23 protein-coding genes are annotated in these 18,595 nt (G+C 63.3%); 6 read left to right on the forward strand and 17 right to left on the reverse strand.

Going from position 1 to position 18,595, the window contains the following annotated elements; genetic code table 11:
* Position 1: 1 nt before the first annotated feature.
* The 13 genes from NKI10_RS21635 to coxB all read right to left on the reverse strand — a co-directional run bounded on the left by NKI10_RS21635 (position 2) and on the right by coxB (position 9,934).
* Positions 2 to 586 (reverse strand): histidine phosphatase family protein, encoded by a 585-nt coding sequence (locus NKI10_RS21635; protein WP_023692069.1) that lies wholly within the window; start codon positions 584 to 586, stop codon positions 2 to 4.
* A gap of 29 nt (positions 587 to 615) precedes the next feature.
* A complete protein-coding gene (rnhA, locus tag NKI10_RS21640) occupies positions 616 to 1,152 on the reverse strand; it encodes a ribonuclease HI (RefSeq protein ID WP_352512892.1) in 537 nt (178 codons plus the stop codon).
* On the reverse strand, positions 1,149 to 2,111 hold the full coding sequence (locus tag NKI10_RS21645; protein ID WP_352803266.1) for a homoserine kinase: 963 nt from the start codon (positions 2,109 to 2,111) through the stop codon (positions 1,149 to 1,151). The genes rnhA and NKI10_RS21645 overlap by 4 nt, the downstream gene beginning before the upstream one ends.
* A 7-nt stretch (positions 2,112 to 2,118) precedes the next feature.
* Positions 2,119 to 3,129, reverse strand: coding sequence for a 4-hydroxy-3-methylbut-2-enyl diphosphate reductase (ispH, locus tag NKI10_RS21650; protein WP_352861862.1), 1,011 nt, complete (start codon positions 3,127 to 3,129; stop codon positions 2,119 to 2,121).
* Between the two features lie 162 nt (positions 3,130 to 3,291).
* Positions 3,292 to 4,047, reverse strand: a complete 756-nt coding sequence (locus NKI10_RS21655; protein ID WP_352512895.1) for an SURF1 family protein — start codon at positions 4,045 to 4,047, stop codon at positions 3,292 to 3,294.
* A complete protein-coding gene (locus NKI10_RS21660; protein ID WP_023668414.1) occupies positions 4,044 to 4,430 on the reverse strand; it encodes a DUF983 domain-containing protein in 387 nt (128 codons plus the stop codon). Before NKI10_RS21660 ends, NKI10_RS21655 begins: the two co-directional genes overlap by 4 nt.
* Positions 4,431 to 4,443: 13 nt before the next feature.
* Positions 4,444 to 4,584, reverse strand: a complete 141-nt coding sequence (locus tag NKI10_RS21665; protein ID WP_023668415.1) for a L,D-transpeptidase family protein — start codon at positions 4,582 to 4,584, stop codon at positions 4,444 to 4,446.
* A 77-nt stretch (positions 4,585 to 4,661) separates the two neighbouring features.
* Positions 4,662 to 5,543 (reverse strand): cytochrome c oxidase subunit 3, encoded by an 882-nt coding sequence (locus tag NKI10_RS21670; RefSeq protein ID WP_023668416.1) that lies wholly within the window; start codon positions 5,541 to 5,543, stop codon positions 4,662 to 4,664.
* A 1-nt stretch (position 5,544) separates the two neighbouring features.
* Entirely contained in the window at positions 5,545 to 6,171 is a 627-nt protein-coding gene (locus NKI10_RS21675) for a cytochrome c oxidase assembly protein (RefSeq protein WP_023727487.1), read from the reverse strand.
* Between the two features lie 8 nt (positions 6,172 to 6,179).
* On the reverse strand, positions 6,180 to 6,335 hold the full coding sequence (locus NKI10_RS21680; protein WP_023668418.1) for a cytochrome c oxidase system small membrane protein: 156 nt from the start codon (positions 6,333 to 6,335) through the stop codon (positions 6,180 to 6,182).
* Complete coding sequence (locus NKI10_RS21685) at positions 6,332 to 7,276, reverse strand: heme o synthase (protein ID WP_352861865.1); 945 nt, start codon at positions 7,274 to 7,276, stop codon at positions 6,332 to 6,334. Before NKI10_RS21685 ends, NKI10_RS21680 begins: the two co-directional genes overlap by 4 nt.
* Before the next feature lie 70 nt (positions 7,277 to 7,346).
* Complete coding sequence (ctaD, locus tag NKI10_RS21690; protein WP_023668420.1) at positions 7,347 to 8,999, reverse strand: cytochrome c oxidase subunit I; 1,653 nt, start codon at positions 8,997 to 8,999, stop codon at positions 7,347 to 7,349.
* Positions 9,000 to 9,037: 38 nt separating this feature from the next.
* The gene (gene coxB, locus NKI10_RS21695; RefSeq protein WP_050485823.1) at positions 9,038 to 9,934 is read right to left on the reverse strand and encodes a cytochrome c oxidase subunit II; all 897 of its coding nucleotides are present in this window, start codon (positions 9,932 to 9,934) and stop codon (positions 9,038 to 9,040) included.
* Positions 9,935 to 10,297: 363 nt separating this feature from the next.
* On the opposite strand from coxB, the gene NKI10_RS21700 reads away from it, so the two are divergent.
* The 5 genes from NKI10_RS21700 to NKI10_RS21720 all read left to right on the forward strand — a co-directional run bounded on the left by NKI10_RS21700 (position 10,298) and on the right by NKI10_RS21720 (position 13,580).
* The gene (locus tag NKI10_RS21700) at positions 10,298 to 10,882 is read left to right on the forward strand and encodes an invasion associated locus B family protein (protein WP_023668422.1); all 585 of its coding nucleotides are present in this window, start codon (positions 10,298 to 10,300) and stop codon (positions 10,880 to 10,882) included.
* A gap of 69 nt (positions 10,883 to 10,951) precedes the next feature.
* Positions 10,952 to 11,149 (forward strand): hypothetical protein, encoded by a 198-nt coding sequence (locus NKI10_RS21705; RefSeq protein ID WP_155923284.1) that lies wholly within the window; start codon positions 10,952 to 10,954, stop codon positions 11,147 to 11,149.
* Positions 11,146 to 12,849 (forward strand): metalloprotease TldD, encoded by a 1,704-nt coding sequence (tldD, locus tag NKI10_RS21710; RefSeq protein ID WP_023816786.1) that lies wholly within the window; start codon positions 11,146 to 11,148, stop codon positions 12,847 to 12,849. Before NKI10_RS21705 ends, tldD begins: the two co-directional genes overlap by 4 nt.
* A gap of 79 nt (positions 12,850 to 12,928) precedes the next feature.
* Complete coding sequence (locus tag NKI10_RS21715; RefSeq protein ID WP_081725433.1) at positions 12,929 to 13,204, forward strand: AbrB/MazE/SpoVT family DNA-binding domain-containing protein; 276 nt, start codon at positions 12,929 to 12,931, stop codon at positions 13,202 to 13,204.
* On the forward strand, positions 13,191 to 13,580 hold the full coding sequence (locus NKI10_RS21720; protein WP_023709873.1) for a type II toxin-antitoxin system VapC family toxin: 390 nt from the start codon (positions 13,191 to 13,193) through the stop codon (positions 13,578 to 13,580). Before NKI10_RS21715 ends, NKI10_RS21720 begins: the two co-directional genes overlap by 14 nt.
* A 66-nt stretch (positions 13,581 to 13,646) precedes the next feature.
* Here the strand turns inward: NKI10_RS21720 and NKI10_RS21725 are convergent, their stop codons facing one another.
* Together NKI10_RS21725 and NKI10_RS21730 are read right to left on the reverse strand one after the other, a co-directional pair.
* Entirely contained in the window at positions 13,647 to 14,882 is a 1,236-nt protein-coding gene (locus tag NKI10_RS21725; RefSeq protein WP_352763061.1) for a class I SAM-dependent RNA methyltransferase, read from the reverse strand.
* Positions 14,882 to 15,658: a TlyA family RNA methyltransferase gene (locus NKI10_RS21730; protein ID WP_352763063.1), complete on the reverse strand. Its 777-nt coding sequence runs from the start codon at positions 15,656 to 15,658 to the stop codon at positions 14,882 to 14,884. The genes NKI10_RS21725 and NKI10_RS21730 overlap by 1 nt, the downstream gene beginning before the upstream one ends.
* A gap of 146 nt (positions 15,659 to 15,804) precedes the next feature.
* On the opposite strand from NKI10_RS21730, the gene NKI10_RS21735 reads away from it, so the two are divergent.
* On the forward strand, positions 15,805 to 16,206 hold the full coding sequence (locus tag NKI10_RS21735; RefSeq protein WP_023668428.1) for a GFA family protein: 402 nt from the start codon (positions 15,805 to 15,807) through the stop codon (positions 16,204 to 16,206).
* On the opposite strand, the gene NKI10_RS21740 is transcribed toward NKI10_RS21735, so the two are convergent.
* On the reverse strand, positions 16,203 to 16,487 hold the full coding sequence (locus NKI10_RS21740; RefSeq protein WP_023668429.1) for a hypothetical protein: 285 nt from the start codon (positions 16,485 to 16,487) through the stop codon (positions 16,203 to 16,205). The two genes, NKI10_RS21735 and NKI10_RS21740, sit on opposite strands and share 4 nt — an antisense overlap.
* Before the next feature lie 145 nt (positions 16,488 to 16,632).
* Positions 16,633 to 18,546 (reverse strand): 1-deoxy-D-xylulose-5-phosphate synthase, encoded by a 1,914-nt coding sequence (dxs, locus tag NKI10_RS21745; RefSeq protein WP_023702019.1) that lies wholly within the window; start codon positions 18,544 to 18,546, stop codon positions 16,633 to 16,635.
* Positions 18,547 to 18,595 lie beyond the last annotated feature (49 nt).

The raw sequence follows: 18,595 nt of genomic DNA on the forward strand, positions 1-18,595 counted from the left end.
TTTAGCGCGGCGCCAGACTGTCTATCGGCCGCCATCCGTGGACGACGCGGCGCGTGCCGACATCATAGGCGAAGTAATTACCACCGCCGGCCGGCTGGTCCGCCGCGCGGCTGATTGCGCGGCCGCTGAGCGAGAGCAGCAGCAATGTTCCGACGCCGCCATGGCCGACGAAGGCAATGTCGCCGCCATCGGCAGCACCCAGCACCGTTTCGACCTCGCTGACAATGCGTTGCTGGGCATCGATGGCCCGCTCCCAGCCGCGGATGCTTTTGTGCGGGTCGGCGAAGAACTGGTCGGCGACCGCCTCGAACTCCGGCGGCGGCAGGAAGCCGGTTGCCGACCGATCGTTCTCATGCATGCGCTCCCTCACCTCGACCGCGAGGCCGAGGTGTTTGCCAAGAATCTCGGCGGTTTCGATCGCCTTGCGCTCGGCCGACGAGACGACACGGCGGATCGATCCGACCCATGGCTGATCGAGCATGGCTGATGCTCGCGCTCGTCCGATCTCGGACAGCCCCCAGTGCGGCACGGGAACGTTGGCATCGATCTGAACCTGGGGATGGGTGATGTAGTATACGATCGGCATGAGTGAGATCCCCTGCCGATAGCTTGAGCTCAATAGCTTTGGGTCGAGCGCCGTGCCCGTGGCGCCGGCTGCTTCTCGGATGCCGCCGGCTTCAGCGCCACTTTCGGCGCCGCAGGTTTGGCTGAGCCCCTCTTGAACGGCGCCATACCTTCCCTTGCGAGTTCGTCGGCGCGTTCGTTCTCGGTGTGGCCGGCATGGCCCTTGACCCAGTTCCAGGTCACCTTGTGGCGCCGATTGGCCTCATCCAGCGCCTGCCACAGTTCACCGTTCTTGACCGGCTTCCTGTCAGCAGTCTTCCAGCCGTTTTTCTTCCAGCCGTGGATCCATTTGGAGATACCGTCCATGACATATTTGCTGTCGGTGTGAAGCTCGACGGCGCACGGCTCCTTCAGCGCATTCAGCGCCGAGATGGCGGCCAGCAGCTCCATACGGTTATTGGTCGTCTCGGCCTCGCCGCCCGACAATTCCCTGGTCTTGCCGTTGAAGCGCAGGATGGCGCCCCAGCCGCCGGGACCGGGATTGCCCGAGCAGGCACCGTCGGTGAAGATTTCAACCTGCTTGGTCATGTCAGTCCGTATTCCGAAGGCGACTTGATCGCGCGGTGGAAGCGCATGCGGCGGATATATTCGGTCGGATCGCGCTTCATGACCAGCCCGCCGTCGGGAACGGTCAGCCAGTCATAGAGCCGGGTCAGCATAAAGCGCAGCGCCGAGCCGCGCGAAAGCATCGGCAGCGCTGCTTTCTCGCCCTCGCTCAAAGGCCGCACGCTCCGATAGCCGGCCAGCAGCGCCGTGCCTTTGGTCAGGTTGAAGGAGAAATCCTTCTCGAAACACCAGGCGTTGAGACAGGTGGCGACGTCATAGGCGTAGAGGTCGTGGCAGGCGAAATAGAAGTCGATGAGGCCGGACAGTTTCTCGCCGAGGAAGAAGACATTGTCGGGAAACAGATCGGCATGGATGATGCCGGCAGGAAGGCCCTGCGGCCAATGGCGTTCGAAATCCGCGAAATCGGCGTCGACCTCGGCCGCCAGTCCCGGCTCGACCTCGTCGGCTCGGTCGCGCGAGGCGTTCCACAATTTGCGCCAGCCCTCGATGGCCAGTGCGTTGTCACGCGTCATCGCAAAATCCTGCCCGGCCAAATGCAGGGCGGCGAGCGCCTTGCCGACCTCGGCGCAATGCGCCGCTGTCGGCCGCCGCAGCGACAGGCCTTCGAGGAAGGTGATGATGACCGCGGGACGGCCGGCCAGCGTGCCGATGACGGTGCCGTCATGCGCGGTCACCGGCAGCGGGCAGGAAATGCCTTTGCGGGCGAGATGGCCCATCAGGCCGAGGAAGAACGGCAGATCGGCCTTGTCGACGCGCTTCTCGTAGAGCGTTAGGATGTAAGAGCCGCTTGAGGTGTGCAGCAGGAAATTCGAATTCTCGGTGCCTTCGGCGATCCCCTTGTAGGACAAGAGTTCGCCGACCGGATATGCCCTCAGGAACGCGCCGAGTTCTCCCTCATTGACGTCGGTGTAGACCGCCATGGGCTGTTCACGCGGCTCCGTTGACGAAGGCCATGTCGGCCCGCGTCAGTTCGACATCGCGCAGAACCCGCATGACTGGAAAATCCTCCGTTTCGGTGGCCGTGATCGCCAGGTCGATGTTCACCTCGAAGCGCTGGCGGAAGGCGTCGATGATCTCGTCGACGATGATCTCCGGCGCCGACGCGCCGGCAGACAGGCCGAGCGTCGAGATATTTGTGATGTCATTCCACGGAATTTCGGCGGCGCGCTGTACGAGAAGCGACATGGTGGCGCCGGCGCGCTCCGCCACTTCCACAAGACGGCGCGAATTGGAGGAATTGGGCGCTCCGACGATCAGGTAGAGATCGGCGCCGGCGGCGGTTTCCTTGACCGCTTCCTGGCGGTTGGTGGTGGCGTAGCAGATCGATTCGGCGGCCGGTGCATGCAGCTGCGGGAAGCGCTCCTGCAGCACCCGCAATATGCCGGCAGTGTCTTCGACCGACAACGTTGTCTGGCTGACGAAGCCGAGGGCTTCCGGGTCGGCGGGGGCAAAGGTCGCAGCGTCGGCTTCGGTCTCGATCAGCGTGACGGCGCCTTCCGTCAACTGGCCCATGGTGCCGATCACTTCGGGATGGCCAGCATGGCCGATCAAAAGCACATGGCGGCCGAGCCGCTGATGGCGCATCGCCTGCTTGTGCACCTTGGAGACCAGCGGGCAGGTGGCGTCGAGATAGAAGAGCTCGCGTGCCTTGGCGTCGGCCGGCACCGATTTCGGCACGCCGTGGGCCGAGAAGACAACCGGCGACTTGCGGTGCTCGGCCGGGATTTCCGAGAGTTCCTCGATGAAAACCGCGCCAAGGCTTTGCAGGCCCTCGACGACATAGCGGTTGTGCACGATCTCGTGGCGGACATAGACCGGCGCGCCGTATTTCTTCAACGCCAGCACGACGATCTGGATCGCGCGGTCGACACCGGCGCAAAAGCCGCGCGGCTGGCAGAGCCGGATCGTCAGCGGTGGTTTTGTGGCGGTCTGCAGCATGATTCCAGATCGGTTGATCGTATCGTGACGCGAAATGAGGTGTGCACCCCTGCCCTGTCAAGGGCAGTTGGATCAGGTTGAATGGTCAACCTGATCTAACTCTTTGTTGGAGCATGATCTTGTCGGAAAACCGGTTCCCACTTTTCGGGATCATGCTCTGGATCATTCAGTCTTTGCCGGACGGCGCAGCCTGATGATCAGAACCGCGGCAAGAGCCGCCGCCAGGCCATACCAGGTGAAGGCATATTGCAGATGAGAATTCGGCAGGTCGATGATGGTGACGCCGCCGACCGGCAGCCCGCCCGGGTTCGGCGTCTTGTCGGCGTCGATGAAGATCGGCACCAGCACGGCGCCGGCCGGGAGGCCGGCACTCGCCGCCATCACGTCACGATCCTTCCAGTAGAAGATGTTCTTGGCCGCGTCATTGTCGGGCAGCATCATCGACGGCTTGGCCGGCAGCGGGTTGCGCGCCAGGCCGGAGACCGTGACCTTGCCGGTCACCTGCCCTTGCGGGCGCTTGGCGGCATCCTTGAGATCATAGGGAACGAAGCCGCGGTTGATCAGGATATAGCGGCCATCGTCGAGGGCCAGCGGGGTATAGACGTTGAAGCCGGCGTCGCCGTCCCAGGTGGCGTAGAAATGCCGCTCGCCGGAGTGCAGGAACGTCCCGCTGACAGTGACCGGCGTGTAGTCGACATCACCGGTGGCGGCGAATTCCTTCTCGACGTCTGCCAGCGGCCGCGGCGCTGAATGGGTGCGCTGGTCGATGGTCTGCAGAAGGGCTTCCTTCCAGTACAGGCGCTGCACCTGCCATGTGCCAAGCCCGAGCAGGATGACGAACACCACCAGGCCGAGGCCGAGCAGCAATGCCGTCTTCGGCCGCGAGCGGTCGGCGGGCTTGGTCAGCGCCTCGTTCATTGCCCCTGGTCCAGGCGGCCTTCGGCCGCCTTGTTGGCGTATTGAAGCGTCAGCAGCACACCCTTGATCAGCCTCAGGGCCGTCAGGCACAGCGCCACGGCCAGCGGTATCCAGATGATGAAATGCAGCCACAGCGGCGGGCTCAGCGTCACCTCCACCCACAGCGCCAGCCCGACGACGATGAAGCCGATGATCAGGATGACGAACACCGCCGGGCCGTCGCCGGCATCGGCGTAGGAATAGTCGAGGCCGCAATTGTTGCAGCGCTTGCCGACGGTGAGGAAGCCGGAAAACAGCCGTCCTTCGCCGCAGCGCGGGCAGCGTCCGTGCAGGCCGGCCGAGATCGGCTCAATGGGTGGCCAGATCGCCCTATCTTCACTCATGGATAGTCATGCTTTACGGCTCGATTTCGATCAGCGTTCCATCCGGCACCATAGTCCAGATTTCGTCCATGTCGCAGTCGGTAACCCCAATGCAGCCATCGGTCCAGTCGACCAATTGAAGCAGCCAGCCCGACCAGCCGAATCCGTTGGCCATTGATGGGGCGCCGAAAAGAAGAAAGGCGACCGCGTTGCCGCGACCGCCCTTCTGATTTGTCGGTTCGGTGAAAGCCGTCAGTGGCCTTCGATCACCGCGCCGACCGATCCCCAGACGTAGATCGATGCGAACAGGAACAGCCAGACCACGTCGACGAAGTGCCAGTACCAGGCAGCCGCCTCGAAGCCAAAATGCTGCTTGGGCGTGAAGTCGCCTTTCCAGGCGCGGATCAGGCAGACCAGCAGGAAGATGGTGCCGATGATGACGTGGAAGCCATGGAAGCCGGTCGCCATGAAGAAGGTGGCGCCGTAGATGGAATCCTTGAAGCCGAACGGAGCGTGCATGTACTCGTAGGCCTGCACCATGGTGAACAGCATGCCGAGGCCGACGGTCAGCACCAGGCCGTTGATCAGGCCCTTGCGGTCGCCATGGATGAGCGAATGGTGCGCCCATGTCACCGTGGTGCCCGACAGAAGCAGGATGATGGTGTTGTAGAGCGGCAGATGGAAGGGATCGAGGACTTCGAGACCCTTCGGCGGCCAGACGCCGCCAGTGAAAGCGGTGCGGGCGTAATTCTGCACTTCGCTCGGAAACAGGCTGGCATCGAAATAGGCCCAGAACCAGGCAACGAAGAACATCACTTCCGAAGCGATGAACATGATCATGCCGTAGCGCAGATGCAGCGACACGACGCGCGTGTGGTGGCCCTCATGCGCTTCCTTGATGGTGTCCGACCACCAGGCGAACATCGTGTAGAGGACGATGACCAGGCCGATGAAGAACAGCCATGGATTGGCGATGTTGTGGCCGAAAATCGGAAAATCGCCGTTCTTGAGATACTGCATCAGGGCGACGCCGCCGACTGCAGTCACCAGCGCGCCGATCGACCCCAGGAAGGGCCACGGGCTCGGGTTGACGAGATGGTAGTCGTGTTGTGGTTTTGCGTGCGCGTCTGCCATATCAACCCCCGAGATTTGCTTCGGTATCTGAAACTTTGCTGCTGCTGTTCGGCGTCGATGACGCCACCGGCTTGTTCTTTTGGACCGGGAACATGGTGTAGGACAGGGTGATCGTCTTCAAGTCCTTCAGTTCCGGCACGTTGACGATATCGGGATCCACATAGAACACGACCGGCATGTCCAGCGTCTCGCCGGGCTTCAGCGTCGTGTCGGTGAAGCAGAAACACTCGACCTTGTTGAAGTAGGGGCCTGCCAGTTCCGGCTGCACGTTGAAGGTGGCGCGGCCGGTAACGGCGCGGTCGAACTTGTTGGTGGCGCTGTAATGCGCCTGCGTGGTCTCGCCGATCTTGATGGTCACCGAGCGGGCGACCGGCTGGAACTGCCACGGAATGCCGTTGGTGTTGGCGTCGAAGCGCACGGTGATGTCACGGTCGAGGATGCGGCCGGCATATTGCTTTTCGGCGCGCTGCGTGGTGCCGCCATAGCCGGTGGCCTGGCAGAACATCTTGTAGAGCGGCACCGCGGCGTAGGCCATCCCGATCATGCCGCCGAAAAAGGCGACGCAGACGGCGGCGACGACGCGGTTGGTGTTCTTCTTCCTGGGATCGGTCACGGTCTGGCGGGTCATCATCGGCCTCATCCGGTATGGCCGAATTTCACGATGGTCGCGACGTAGAAGATGACGACCAGAATCGCCAGCGCGACGCCGATCGCCGCCGAACGGTTGCGCCGCGCCTTCTTCTGGCTTTCGGTCAGCGTGACCAGTTCAAGCTTCTTGTCGATCATGGTCATGCTCCACCGATGGCCAAAGCGCGACCGACGACACAGTCGGCAAGATAGATGGCGAAGATGGCGAAGAGGTAGAGCAGCGAATAGGCGAACAGAGCCTTGGCCGGCTTCATGACGCGGTCGCTATCGGTCATGCACAGCACTTTCCAGGCATACCAGACGAAGCCTGCGCCGAGAGCCACTGATGCGACGCCATAGAAGGCGGTGGTGAAACCGAGCACCCAGGGCAGCACGCCGATCGGCACCAGGATCAGGGCGTAGGCAAAGATCTGGCGGCGGGTCGAGGCCTGGCCGGCAACGTTCGGCATCATCGGGATGCCGGCCTTGGCGTAGTCGTCGGACTTGAACAGCGCCAGCGCCCAGAAGTGCGGGGGCGTCCACAGGAAGATGATCAGGAACAGGACGAGACTTTCCAGGCTCACCGTTCCGGTCACCGCTGCCCAGCCGATGACCGGCGGGATGGCGCCGGCGGCGCCGCCGATGACGATATTCTGCGGCGTCGAGCGCTTCAGCCAAATCGTGTAGACGACGGCGTAGAAGAAGATGGTGAAGGCAAGCAGCGCCGCCGACAGCCAGTTGACCAGCACGCCCAGCGTCATCACCGACAGCACCGAAAGCACAAGGCCGAAGCTCAGGGCTTCGCCGGGCAGGATACGGCCGGACGGTACCGGGCGGCCGGCGGTCCGGCTCATTACTGCGTCGATGTCGGCGTCGTACCACATGTTGAGCGCACCAGAGGCGCCGGCGCCGATGGCAATGGCCAGGATGGCGATCACCGCCAGCAGCGGGTTGATGGTCACGGGCGCAGCGACCATGCCGACGAACGCCGTGAACACCACCAGCGACATGACGCGCGGCTTCAGCAGGGCGAAGAAATCGCCCGACGTGGCTTCCGACATGCGAAAGCCCGCTTCGTCAATCATTGGGTCGTCGACAAGGGCCATGCGTACATAAGTCCAATCATTCCGTTGGCCGAAACCGCCGGCGGGCCGGCGGTTTCGTATTCGGGCTGCCTTACTTGATCTTCGGCAGCTGTTCCCACTGGTGGAAAGGCGGCGGCGAAGGCAGCTGCCATTCGAGCGTCGTTGCACCCTCGCCCCACGGGTTGGCGCCGGCGACGCGCTTCTTCTGGAAGGCCTCGAACACGCCATAGAGGAAGATCACCACGCCGACGGCCGATATATAGGAGCCGTAGGACGACACCATGTTCCAGCCGGCGAACGCGTCGGGATAGTCGATGGTGCGGCGCGGCATGCCGGCCAGGCCGAGGAAATGCTGCGGGAAGAAGATCAAATTGACGCCGACGAAGGTGACCCAGAAGTGGGTGTTGGCGATCACCGGCGAGTACATGTAGCCGGTCATCTTGGGGAACCAGTAGTACCAGCCGGCGAAGATGGCGAAGACCGCACCCAGCGACAGCACATAGTGGAAGTGGGCAATGACGAAATAGGTGTCATGCAGCGAGCGGTCGAGGCCGGCGTTGGCGAGCTGGACGCCGGTGACGCCGCCGACCGTGAACAGGAAGATGAAGCCCAGCGCCCACAGCATCGGCGTCTTGAACGAGATCGAGCCGCCCCACATCGTCGCGATCCAGGAGAAGATCTTCACGCCTGTCGGTACGGCGATGACCATGGTGGCGAAGACGAAGTAGCGCTGCGTGTCGAGCGACAGGCCGGTCGTGTACATGTGGTGCGCCCAGACGATGAAGCCGACGGCGCCGATCGCGACCATGGCGTAGGCCATGCCGAGATAGCCGAACACCGGCTTCTTCGAGAAGGTCGAGACGATGTGGCTGATGATGCCGAAGCCCGGCAGGATCAGGATGTACACTTCGGGGTGACCAAAGAACCAGAACAGATGCTGGAACAGGATCGGATCGCCGCCGCCATCCGGGGCGAAGAAGGTGGTGCCGAAATTGCGGTCGGTAAGCAGCATGGTGATGCCACCGGCCAGAACCGGAAGCGACAAGAGCAGCAGGAAGGCGGTGATCAGAACCGACCAGGCAAATAGCGGCATTTTGTGCAGCGTCATGCCCGGCGCGCGCATGTTGAAAATGGTGGTGATGAAGTTGATGGCGCCGAGGATCGAGGACGCGCCGGCAATGTGGATCGACAGGATCGCCAGATCCATGGCCGGCCCGGGCTGGCCGGAGGTCGACAGCGGCGGATAGAGCGTCCAGCCGCCGCCAACGCCATAGGCGCCGGGCGCGCTCGGCATGAAAGCCGAAGCGATGAGCAGCAGGAAGGCCGGCGGCAGCAGCCAGAACGAGATGTTGTTCATGCGCGGGAAGGCCATGTCAGGCGCGCCGATCATGATCGGCACCATCCAGTTGGCGAAGCCGCCGATCAGCGCCGGCATGACCATGAAAAAGATCATGATCAGCGCGTGCGCGGTGCCGAAGGCGTTGTACATGCTCTTGCCGCCGTCGATGGCGGCATCGCCGTTCATGCCATAGACCATCTGCGCCAGACCGGTGAAGATCTGGATGCCCGGCTCCTGCAGCTCCATGCGGATGACGACCGAAAGCGCGCCGCCGACGATGCCCGCGAAGATCGCGAAGATCAGGTAGAGCGTGCCGATGTCCTTGTGGTTGGTGGAGTACACCCACCGGACCCAGCCATGATAGGGCTTGTGGTCGTGGTCGTCGTGAGCTGCAGCTTCTGCCATGGTCGGCTCCGTTCCCTAATTCTTGCTAACCCGCGGCATCAATTGCCGGCGGCCGCTACCTTGTTGGTACCGTCGACCTCGGCCATCAGCGCCTTGTTGGCGCCGGGGAGGTCGGTCTTGGCTGCTGCCAGCCAGGTCTTGTACTGCGCATCGGATACGACGCGGACGGCGATCGGCATGAAGGCATGGTCCTTGCCGCAGAGCTGCGAGCACTGGCCGTAATAGATGCCTTCCTTTTCCGCCTTGAACCAGGTCTCGTTGGTACGGCCGGGAACCGCGTCCATCTTGATGCCGAAGGCCGGCACGGCAAAGGAATGGATCACGTCGGCTGCGGTAACCAGGACGCGCGTCATGGTGTTGACCGGCACGACCAGCTCGTTGTCGACCGCCAGCAGGCGCGGATAGACCTTGCGGTCTTCCTTGCCGATCGCGGCGCGGTCGGCGTCCTGCAGGATGGCCGAGTTGAAGGAGAGCGTGTTCTCGGTCTGGTACTCATAGTCCCAGTTCCACTGATTGCCCGTTACCTTGACGGTCAGCTTGGCCTCTTCCGGCGGCGTGTACTGCGCCGTCAGCAGTTGGAACGAGGGAATGGCGATGAACAGCAGGACGACGACCGGCCCGACTGTCCAGATGATCTCGATCAGCGTGTTGTGGCTGGTCTTGGACGGAACCGGGTTTTTGCTGGCGCGGAACCTGAAGATGCACCAGGCGAGAAGCGCCAGAACCAAAGCAGTGATCGGGACGACGAACCACATCGTGTAATTCCCGAACCACTCGATCTGCCGCATCATGTCTGTCGCCGGCGGCTGAAAAGTCATCTCCCACGGCTGCGGCTGGGCCGCATGGGCGGAGGCACCGGCGAAAAATGCGGCGGCGGCGCCTGCTGTTGCCATCAATTTGGCGCTTGCTGGGAATTTTCTCATCGCCCTCTTCATCTCCCGGTTCCTCGCGATCGCGACGCAAGAATATCGAACAATGCCGGGATGGGAATCCCGGACAGTCCCAAGGGTGGTTCAAACCATACTCTATTTCCCTCCGCAAGAAAGGAGCGGGCGAAACCGTGCGGCATTTTTGCGCGCAAGTGCTGCCGCGCTGTTTCGACGGCCTCGTGGCCCGCGCGGGTCGTCGACAGACAGGCTATGCGGGCTTGTGTCAGGAATGCGCCCGACGGTCGCAATTCGGGCGAATTTGCTAGGGAAAAGCGCATTATTGCGCCTGCCGGGGCTGACCGGCGGTCGCCCTATCCTTTACTTGGCCTTGGCGCGGCTTAAAGTGCCGTGATTCGCAATGGAGCCGTCATGACCTCTTGGCTTTCGAGAAACGCCTGGCATTCGAAGAGCGCCTGGCATTCGAAAAGCGCTTGGCTTTCGAGAAGCGGGGCGAAGGTCGTTTTTCTCGCCGCCCTGATCGGTATCGGCTCGTCCGCAACCGGCGTCGCCAATGCAGCGCAGCCCAGCGGCACGGTCAAGTCAACGCATGGCGCGTGGTCGATCATCTGCGACACGCCGGCCGGCGCCACCTCGGAACAATGCGTGATGATGCAGAACGTCGTTGCCGAGGATCGCCCGGAAATGGGACTGTCCGTCGTCGTCCTGCGCACCGCCGACAACAAGGCCGAGATCCTGCGCGTGCTGGCCCCGCTCGGCGTTCTGCTGCCCAATGGCCTGGGCCTCAATGTCGACGGCAAGGATATTGGCCGCGCCTATTTCGTGCGCTGCTTCCAAGACGGCTGCTATGCCGAGGTCATTCTCGAAAAGCCGCTGCTCGATACGCTGAAGACCGGGACGTCGGCCACCTTCATCGTCTTCCAGACGCCGGAAGAAGGCATCGGCATCCCCGTCGACCTCAAGGGCTTCGCCGACGGTTTTGCCGCCCTGCCCTGAGCTTGATGCTTGCGAAACCGTCTTTCCTCACAATTCCCACGGGTTTGATCTTTGGCTGTGGGGGTCATCATGCGTGCTTGTTCTTTGCTTTTGTCGACCGGTCTAATCCTGACCGGCGCCGTTTCCGTCGCCTTTGCCGAGGATTCCGAAATCATCACGGCGCCCGATCCGGCCGTCATTTTCGAGCTTGCGAAAGGCTATGGCTCGGCCAAGATGGACAAGGACGACGGGGCGATCCGATGGTCTCGGGCCGGCTTCAGGGCATGAAATATGTCATCTACTTCTATGGCTGCGAAAACCATGAGAAGTGCAAGTCGATCCAGTTCTCCTCGGGCTATACCGACCCCTTCACGGCCGACCAGGCCAATGAATGGAACAAGAAATATCGCTGGGTGAAGGCCTTTTCGGGTGACGGGTCGAACTTCAAGATGGATGTCATGTTCAGGGGCGGGGCTACCCGCTCCTACCTGCTGCGGATCGTCATTGCGGATTGTGCAGGCGCGTCTTCGCGCCTACATCGTGGCAACACCATTCCTCCTGTGAGCGGACCTGCCATGAACAGCCTGACCGGCCAATTCGACATTTCAGATGATCGCATCAAGCGGATCGTCGCCGACACACTGAACGGCGCCGACGACGGCGAACTGTTCCTCGAATACAGCGAGAGCGAAGCGCTGATGTTCGACAATGGCAGGCTGAAGACCGCCAATTTCAACACCGACCAGGGTTTTGGCCTGCGCGCCGTGGCCGGCGAGGCCAGCGGCTACGCTCATTCCAGCGATCTTTCGGAGGCGTCGCTGCTGCGCGCCGCCGACGCCGTCTCGACAGTCAGGGGCGGCTATTCCGGCACGCTTGCCGCGGCACCCGCGCGCACCAACCGCCATCTCTATGGCGAGGAGAACCCGATCCCCTCGCCCTCCTTCGAGGTCAAGGCCAAGCTGTTGCAGGAAATCGACGCATGGCTGCGCGCCGAGGACCCGCGCGTGCGCCAGGTGACGGCCTCGCTCGCGGCGTCCTGGCAGCATGTCGAGATCGTGCGCGCCGACGGCCAGATCGTGCGCGACATCCGCCCGCTGGTCCGCATCAACGTTTCCGTCGTCGTCGGCGACGGCGACCGCCAGGAAAGCGGCTCCTATGGCATGGGCGGGCGCAAGGCGTTCGGCGAGTTCCTGGTCGAGGACGCCTGGAAGCATGCGGCCAGGGAGGCGCTCAGGCAGGCGCTGGTCAATCTCGAAGCCATTCCCGCGCCGGCCGGAACGTTCGACATCGTTTTGTCCAGCGGCTGGCCAGGCGTGATGCTGCACGAAGCCGTCGGCCATGGGCTGGAGGGCGACTTCAACCGCAAGAAGACCTCCGCCTTTGCCGGCCTGCTCGGCCAGCAGGTCGCCGCCAAGGGCGTTACCGTGGTCGATGACGGCACCATGCCGGAGCGGCGGGGTTCGCTGACCGTCGACGATGAAGGCACGCCTTCGGCCCGCAATGTGCTGATCGAGGACGGCAAGCTTGTCGGCTACATGCAGGACCGCCAGAACGCCCGGCTGATGGGCATGAAAGCCACGGGAAACGGCCGGCGCGAAGGCTATGCGCACCAGCCGATGCCGCGCATGACCAACACCTATATGACGGCGGGCGACATGGAGCCGGACGAGATCATCGCCTCGGTCAAGAACGGCATCTATGCCGTATCCTTCGGCGGCGGCCAGGTCGACATCACCTCAGGCAAGTTCGTGTTCGGCTGCACCGAGGCCTACATGATCGAAAACGGCAAGGTGACGCAGCCGATCAAGGGCGCCATGCTGATCGGCAACGGACCGGACGCCATGCACCGCGTTTCGATGATCGGCAACGACATGAAACTCGACACCGGCATCGGCATGTGCGGCAAGGCCGGACAAGGCGTGCCGGTCGGCGTCGGCCAGCCGCATCTCAGGATGAACCAGATGACGGTCGGCGGCACCAGGGTTTGAGCGAGGAGACGTCGGCGGGCTTGAATAGTTCCCCTCACAGGGATATCTTACCTTTGTCTTACACAAGGGTAATACCGCAATGGGTGCAATAGAAAAGCTTATAACGACCGTCTCGACCAAGGGACAAGTCATCCTGCCCAGCGCTATCCGCAAACGGAGGGACTGGGGCGCGGGCACGCGCCTGCAGGTCGAAGACACACCGGACGGTGTACTTTTGAGACCGGCGCCTGCCTTTGCCCCGACACGACCAGAAGATGTCTTTGGTGTCCTGCCGCACAGTGGCAGACCGAAGACCTTGGAGGAGATGGACGCGGCCGTCCTTGCTGAAGCACGGCGGCGCCATGCTCGCGATTGATACCAACGTTGTCGTCAGGTATCTGACGAACGACGATCCCGAGCAGTCCCCGCGAGCCCGGCGGCTGATCGACGGTCAGCCCGTTTTCGTCGCCGTCACGGTGATCCTGGAGGCTGAGTGGGTGCTGCGCAGCGGCTATGGTTATGATCAGGCCTCGATCGTCAATGCACTGCGGGTGTTCGGCGGGCTTCCCACTATCGAGATAGAGGATGCTGCGATGGTCTCTTCCGCGGTCGATCTAGCCGAGACGGGAATGGATTTCGCCGATGCGCTCCATCTGGGCAAGTCCTCGCACTGCTCAGCATTTGTGTCCTTCGACCGTAAGTTCATCAAGGCCGCACAAGCGGCCGGGTACGAAAGCGTTCGCGAAGGCTAGTTTGCCAGCCGGCTACGTCTTGCGGTGGGCGGCAAACTCAAGCACGGCCTTGTGAAAATCGGCGGATTAACGTCGCCGTTTCGGCTTCTCCAGCAGCGCCACGGCCTCGACATGCGGCGACCACAGGAACTGGTCGATGGGCGTGACGCTCTTCAAGATGTAGCCGCCGTCAATCAGGATGCGCAGGTCGCGTGCCAGCGTCACCGGATTGCAGGAGACGGCGGCGACGAACGGCACATCCGAGCGGGCGATCTGCTTCGACTGGTCCTCGGCGCCGGCGCGCGGCGGGTCGAAGACGACGCCATCGAAAGCATTCAGCTCCTTGAACGTCAGCGGCCGCCGGAACAGGTCGCGGCGTTCGCCGGTTACCCGCTTCAGGCCGGTGGCGAAGCGCGATCCGCGGTCGAGCGCCGAAAGGGCTGCCGCGTCGCCTTCGACCGCGTGGACTTCGGATTTGGCCGCCAGCCGAAGCGCAAAGCTGCCGCAGCCGGCGAAAAGATCCGCGACTTTCCTGGCCCGCTTCAGATGTCCGCCAACGAGATCGGCCATCGTCTGCTCGGCGGCTTGCGTTGCCTGCAGGAAGGCGCCAGGCGGTATGGCGACAGCGACGGTGCCGAACATGACCACCGGCTTTTTCGGCTCGATGACAATCTCGTCGTCGATCGAAAGCCGGGCAAAGCCATTGGCCATGATGAAGTTGGAGGCGACCCGGCGCTGGTTCTCGCCCAGCTTGCCCGACTCATAGACAGCGACGTCAAGCCCCGAGCCCGTCACAGTGACCGCCATCCGGAACGATTTGGTGGTGGCGCAAACCAGGTCGGCGACCGACCTAAAACGATCGAGCGCGGCAACGATCTCCGGCAGTGAGATCGGACATTCCTCGATGGGGATGATTTCCGGCGACAGATGGCGATGGAAGCCAAGCAGCATGCCTGTGTTGGCGCGCCTGGCGGCAAGCACGACGCGGCGGCGTGTGTGTGGCGCACACGGCACCAGGGCGCCGATGTCGCCGGCAATGCCTTTCAAGGCGTGCACGACCTTGTCGCGTTTCCATTGCTGGTAAGCGTCGGCTTGCAGATGCTGGACGGCGCAGCCGCCGCATTCGGTGAAATGCCGGCAGGCCGGATCGATACGCAGCGGCGACGTCTCCAATACCGCCATCAGCATGGCGCGATCCCTCTCGCGCGCGGCGGTGACGGTCTCGCCGGGCAGGGTGAAGGGAATGAACAGCTCGCCGGTTTCCGTCTCGGCGACGCCGTCGCCCTGCGAACCCAGTCTCTTGATGGTGAAGCCCGTGCTCATCAGTCCTTGGCCCCGGCATCCTTGATCCCGGCAAGCAGGAATTCGCGGTTGCCGTCCCCGCCTTCGATCGGCGACATGTGCAAGCCCAATGTACGCCAGCCAGGGACGCCTTCGAGCCATTCCTGCAGCAAGCCGGCCACACGGGCGGCGTCATAAGGGTCTTTCAAAAGACCGCCCTTGCCGATCGCCTCGCGGCCGGCCTCGAATTGCGGCTTGACCAGAAACACCGCACGAGCGCCGTCCCGTGCCAATGCCAACGCCGGTGGCATCGCCAGTTTCAACGAGATGAAGCTGACATCGGAGACGATGAAATCGGGGATACGGCCGCCGAGATCGGCAGCCGCGAGCTCGCGAGCGTTGAGGCCCTCGATCACGGTGACGCGCGGGTCGGACGAGACACCGGGATGCATCTGGCCGTGGCCGACATCGATGGCCGTGACATGGGCCGCGCCGCGTTCGAGCAGCACCTGGGTGAAGCCGCCTGTCGAGGCGCCGATATCGAGAGCTTCACTGCCCGCGGGATCGAGACTGAAATGGTCGAGCCCGGCGATCAGCTTCAGCGCCGCGCGTGAGACATAACCCTGCGCCGGGTCGTCGATGACGATGAGACAGCGCGGCAGAACCGTCTGGCCGGGCTTGCGGGCGACCACGCCGTCGACCATCACGGTGCCGCGCTCGACCGCGTCGCGGGCGCGCGAGCGGCTCGCAAACAGGCCGCGCTGGACGAGCAATTCGTCGAGCCGCTGGCGTGTGCTGGCTGGCAGAGGGGAGTTCATCGGCCTTCATGGCGAAAGCCGGCCGCGAAGGCAAGGACATTGGCATGGGAGGACGTCGAGACCCGGGCCGCAAGCCAGTCCGCCCGGTTGAATAGCGCAGCCAGTCCGGCAAGATGTAGAGGCTCAGGCAATGCGGAGGAAGACGAATGCTGACGGGAACCTGCCATTGCGGCGCCGCCCACTGGACGCTGGAAGGCGATCCCGGCCCGATCACGGCCTGCAATTGCACGCTTTGCCGCCGCTATGGCACGCTCTGGGCCTATGACTTTGTCGACGAGCGTATCCGGCTTGCGGGGCCTGTGCAGTCCTACACCCGCGCCGGCAAGGAGACGCCGTCGCTGGAAATCCTGTTTTGCCCGACATGTGCCTGTGTGCTTGCCTGGCGCGGTTTGCGCCGCAGCGACAGCAGCCGCACGCGTATCGCCGTCAATGTCAGGCTGGCACCGCCTGAGGCGGTCGCCGACCTGCCGATCGACCATTTCGACGGGCTGGACACTTATGACGACCTGCCGCGCGATGGGCGCTGCGTGCGCGATATGTGGTTTTAGAAGATCGTCCGTGAGACCTGCCGTTCAACGGCCGGCATCAGGCCGTCGCTTCCGTCATCTGAAGCCTGCTTGCGCGGGCGCTCGACAGCAACGACTGGTGCGTCCGGCACGACGACAAGCTGCGGCACCTGCTTGTAGGAAAAAGCGCCCCTGATATCGCCCATCTTGCGGGCGACGATGCCTGCCACCGCCTGTTCGAGCTTGCGGTCATAGCGCGTCTCGGCCATGGCCGGCGCGGCGATGACGGCCAAAAGGGCCGCGCCGCACAGAAGCGTTCGCATTGTTTTTAACTCCCTGCCTAGAGGCAGTTCTAGCAGGGCGGCGTTGAAAAACGGCCAAAAGAGACGGTAAGCGAAACGCCAAAGAGAAGCGTTAACAAAGTGTTAAGCTTGCACAGGCAACTGCTTCAGCTGCGTGAGGTTTGATTCAGGCGCGCTGCGCGCGCGCGGAATGGCCGAGCGCGACGAACACGGTGCGCACGATGCCGGCCGCGTCGAGCCCGGCATCGGCATACATTTTTTCCGGCTTGGCGTGGTCGGTGAACTCGTCTGGCAGCACCAGCGGCCGAACTTTCAGACCGCTTTCCAGCAAGCCTTCATGGGCGAGGAACTGCAGCACGTGGCTGGCGAAACCGCCGACAGCGCCCTCTTCCACCGTCACCAGCACTTCGTGCGAGCGGGCAAGACGGCGGATCAAATCCTCGTCGAGCGGCTTGGCGAAACGGGCGTCCGCAACCGTTGTCGACAATCCGGCCGCGCCGAGTTCCTCGGCCGCCAGCAGGCAATCCTGCAGCCGGGTGCCAAAGGACAGAAGCGCCACCTTGGTGCCTTCCCTGACGATGCGGCCCTTGCCAATTTCGAGCACCGAGCCGCGCTCCGGCATGTCGACGCCGACGCCATTGCCGCGCGGATAGCGGAAGGCGATCGGGCCTTCGTCATAATAGCCGGCGGTGCGCACCATGTGGCGAAGCTCCGCCTCGTCGGCGGCCGCCATCACCACGAAGCCCGGCAGCGTCGCCAGGAAGGTGGTGTCGAAGGCGCCGCAATGAGTGGCGCCGTCGGCGCCGACGAAACCGGCGCGGTCGATCGGGAAACGCACCGGCAGTTTCTGGATCGCCACATCATGGACGACCTGATCGTAGGCGCGCTGCAGGAAGGTCGAATAGATGGCGGCGAAGGGCTTGTAGCCCTCGCTGGCGAGGCCGGCGGCGAAGGTCACGGCATGTTGCTCGGCAATGCCGACATCGAAGGTCCGGGTCGGAAACGCTTCGCCGAACAAATCGAGGCCGGTGCCGTTCGGCATGGCGGCGGTGACGGCGACGATGCGGTCGTCCAGGCGGGCCTCCTGGACCAGGCTCTCGGCGAACACCTTGGTGTAGGCCGGCGCATTGGCCGGGGCCTTGGTCTGCGCGCCGGTGATGACGTCGAACTTGTTGACGCCGTGATATTTGTCGGCCGCGGCCTCGGCCGGCGCGTAGCCCTTGCCCTTCTGGGTCACGACATGGATCAGCACCGGGCCGTCGGCATGGTCGCGGACGTTCTTCAGCACCGGGATCAGATGCTCGAGATTGTGGCCGTCGATCGGGCCGATATGGTAGAAGCCAAGCTCCTCGAACAGCGTGCCGCCGGTGACGTAGCCGCGCGCATGCTCGACCGCCCGCTTGATGGCGCGGTCGGCGCGCTTGCCGAGATAGGAGGTCAGCTTCTTGCCGAAATCGCGCAGGCCAAGATAGGTCTTGCCCGACGCGAGCCGCGCCAGATAGGCGCTCATGGCGCCGGTCGGCGGCGCGATAGACATGTCGTTGTCGTTGAGGATGACGATCAGCCGGGCATCAAGCGCGCCGGCATTGTTCATGGCTTCATAGGCCATGCCGGCGGACATGGCGCCGTCGCCGATGACGGCAATGACATTGTTGTGGCCGCCCGAGAGGTCGCGCGCCATGGCCATGCCGAGGCCGGCGGAAATGGAGGTCGAAGAGTGCGCGGCGCCGAACGGGTCGTATTCGCTCTCGGCGCGACGGGTGAAGCCGGACAGGCCGCCTTCTTGCCTGAGCGTTCGGATGCGGTCGCGGCGGCCGGTCAGGATCTTGTGTGGATAGGCCTGGTGGCCGACATCCCAGATCACGCGGTCTTCCGGCGTGTTGAAGACATAGTGCAGCGCCACCGTCAGTTCGACGACACCGAGGCCGGCGCCGAGATGCCCGCCCGTATGCGAGACGGCATCGATCAGCTCGGCGCGCAGCTCCGAGGCCAGCTGCGGCAGCTCGCTTTCGTCAAGCTTCTTCAGGTCGGCTGGAATGCGGACCTTGTCGAGAAGCGGCGTATGCAGCGTTGCGTTCACTGTTAAAGGGCCTGCTCAGCTATAATGCGCGTCGATCATGGCGAAATAT

The sequence above is a fragment of the Mesorhizobium sp. M0802 genome (genome assembly GCF_040320115.1).
Lineage (GTDB): Bacteria > Pseudomonadota > Alphaproteobacteria > Rhizobiales > Rhizobiaceae > Mesorhizobium.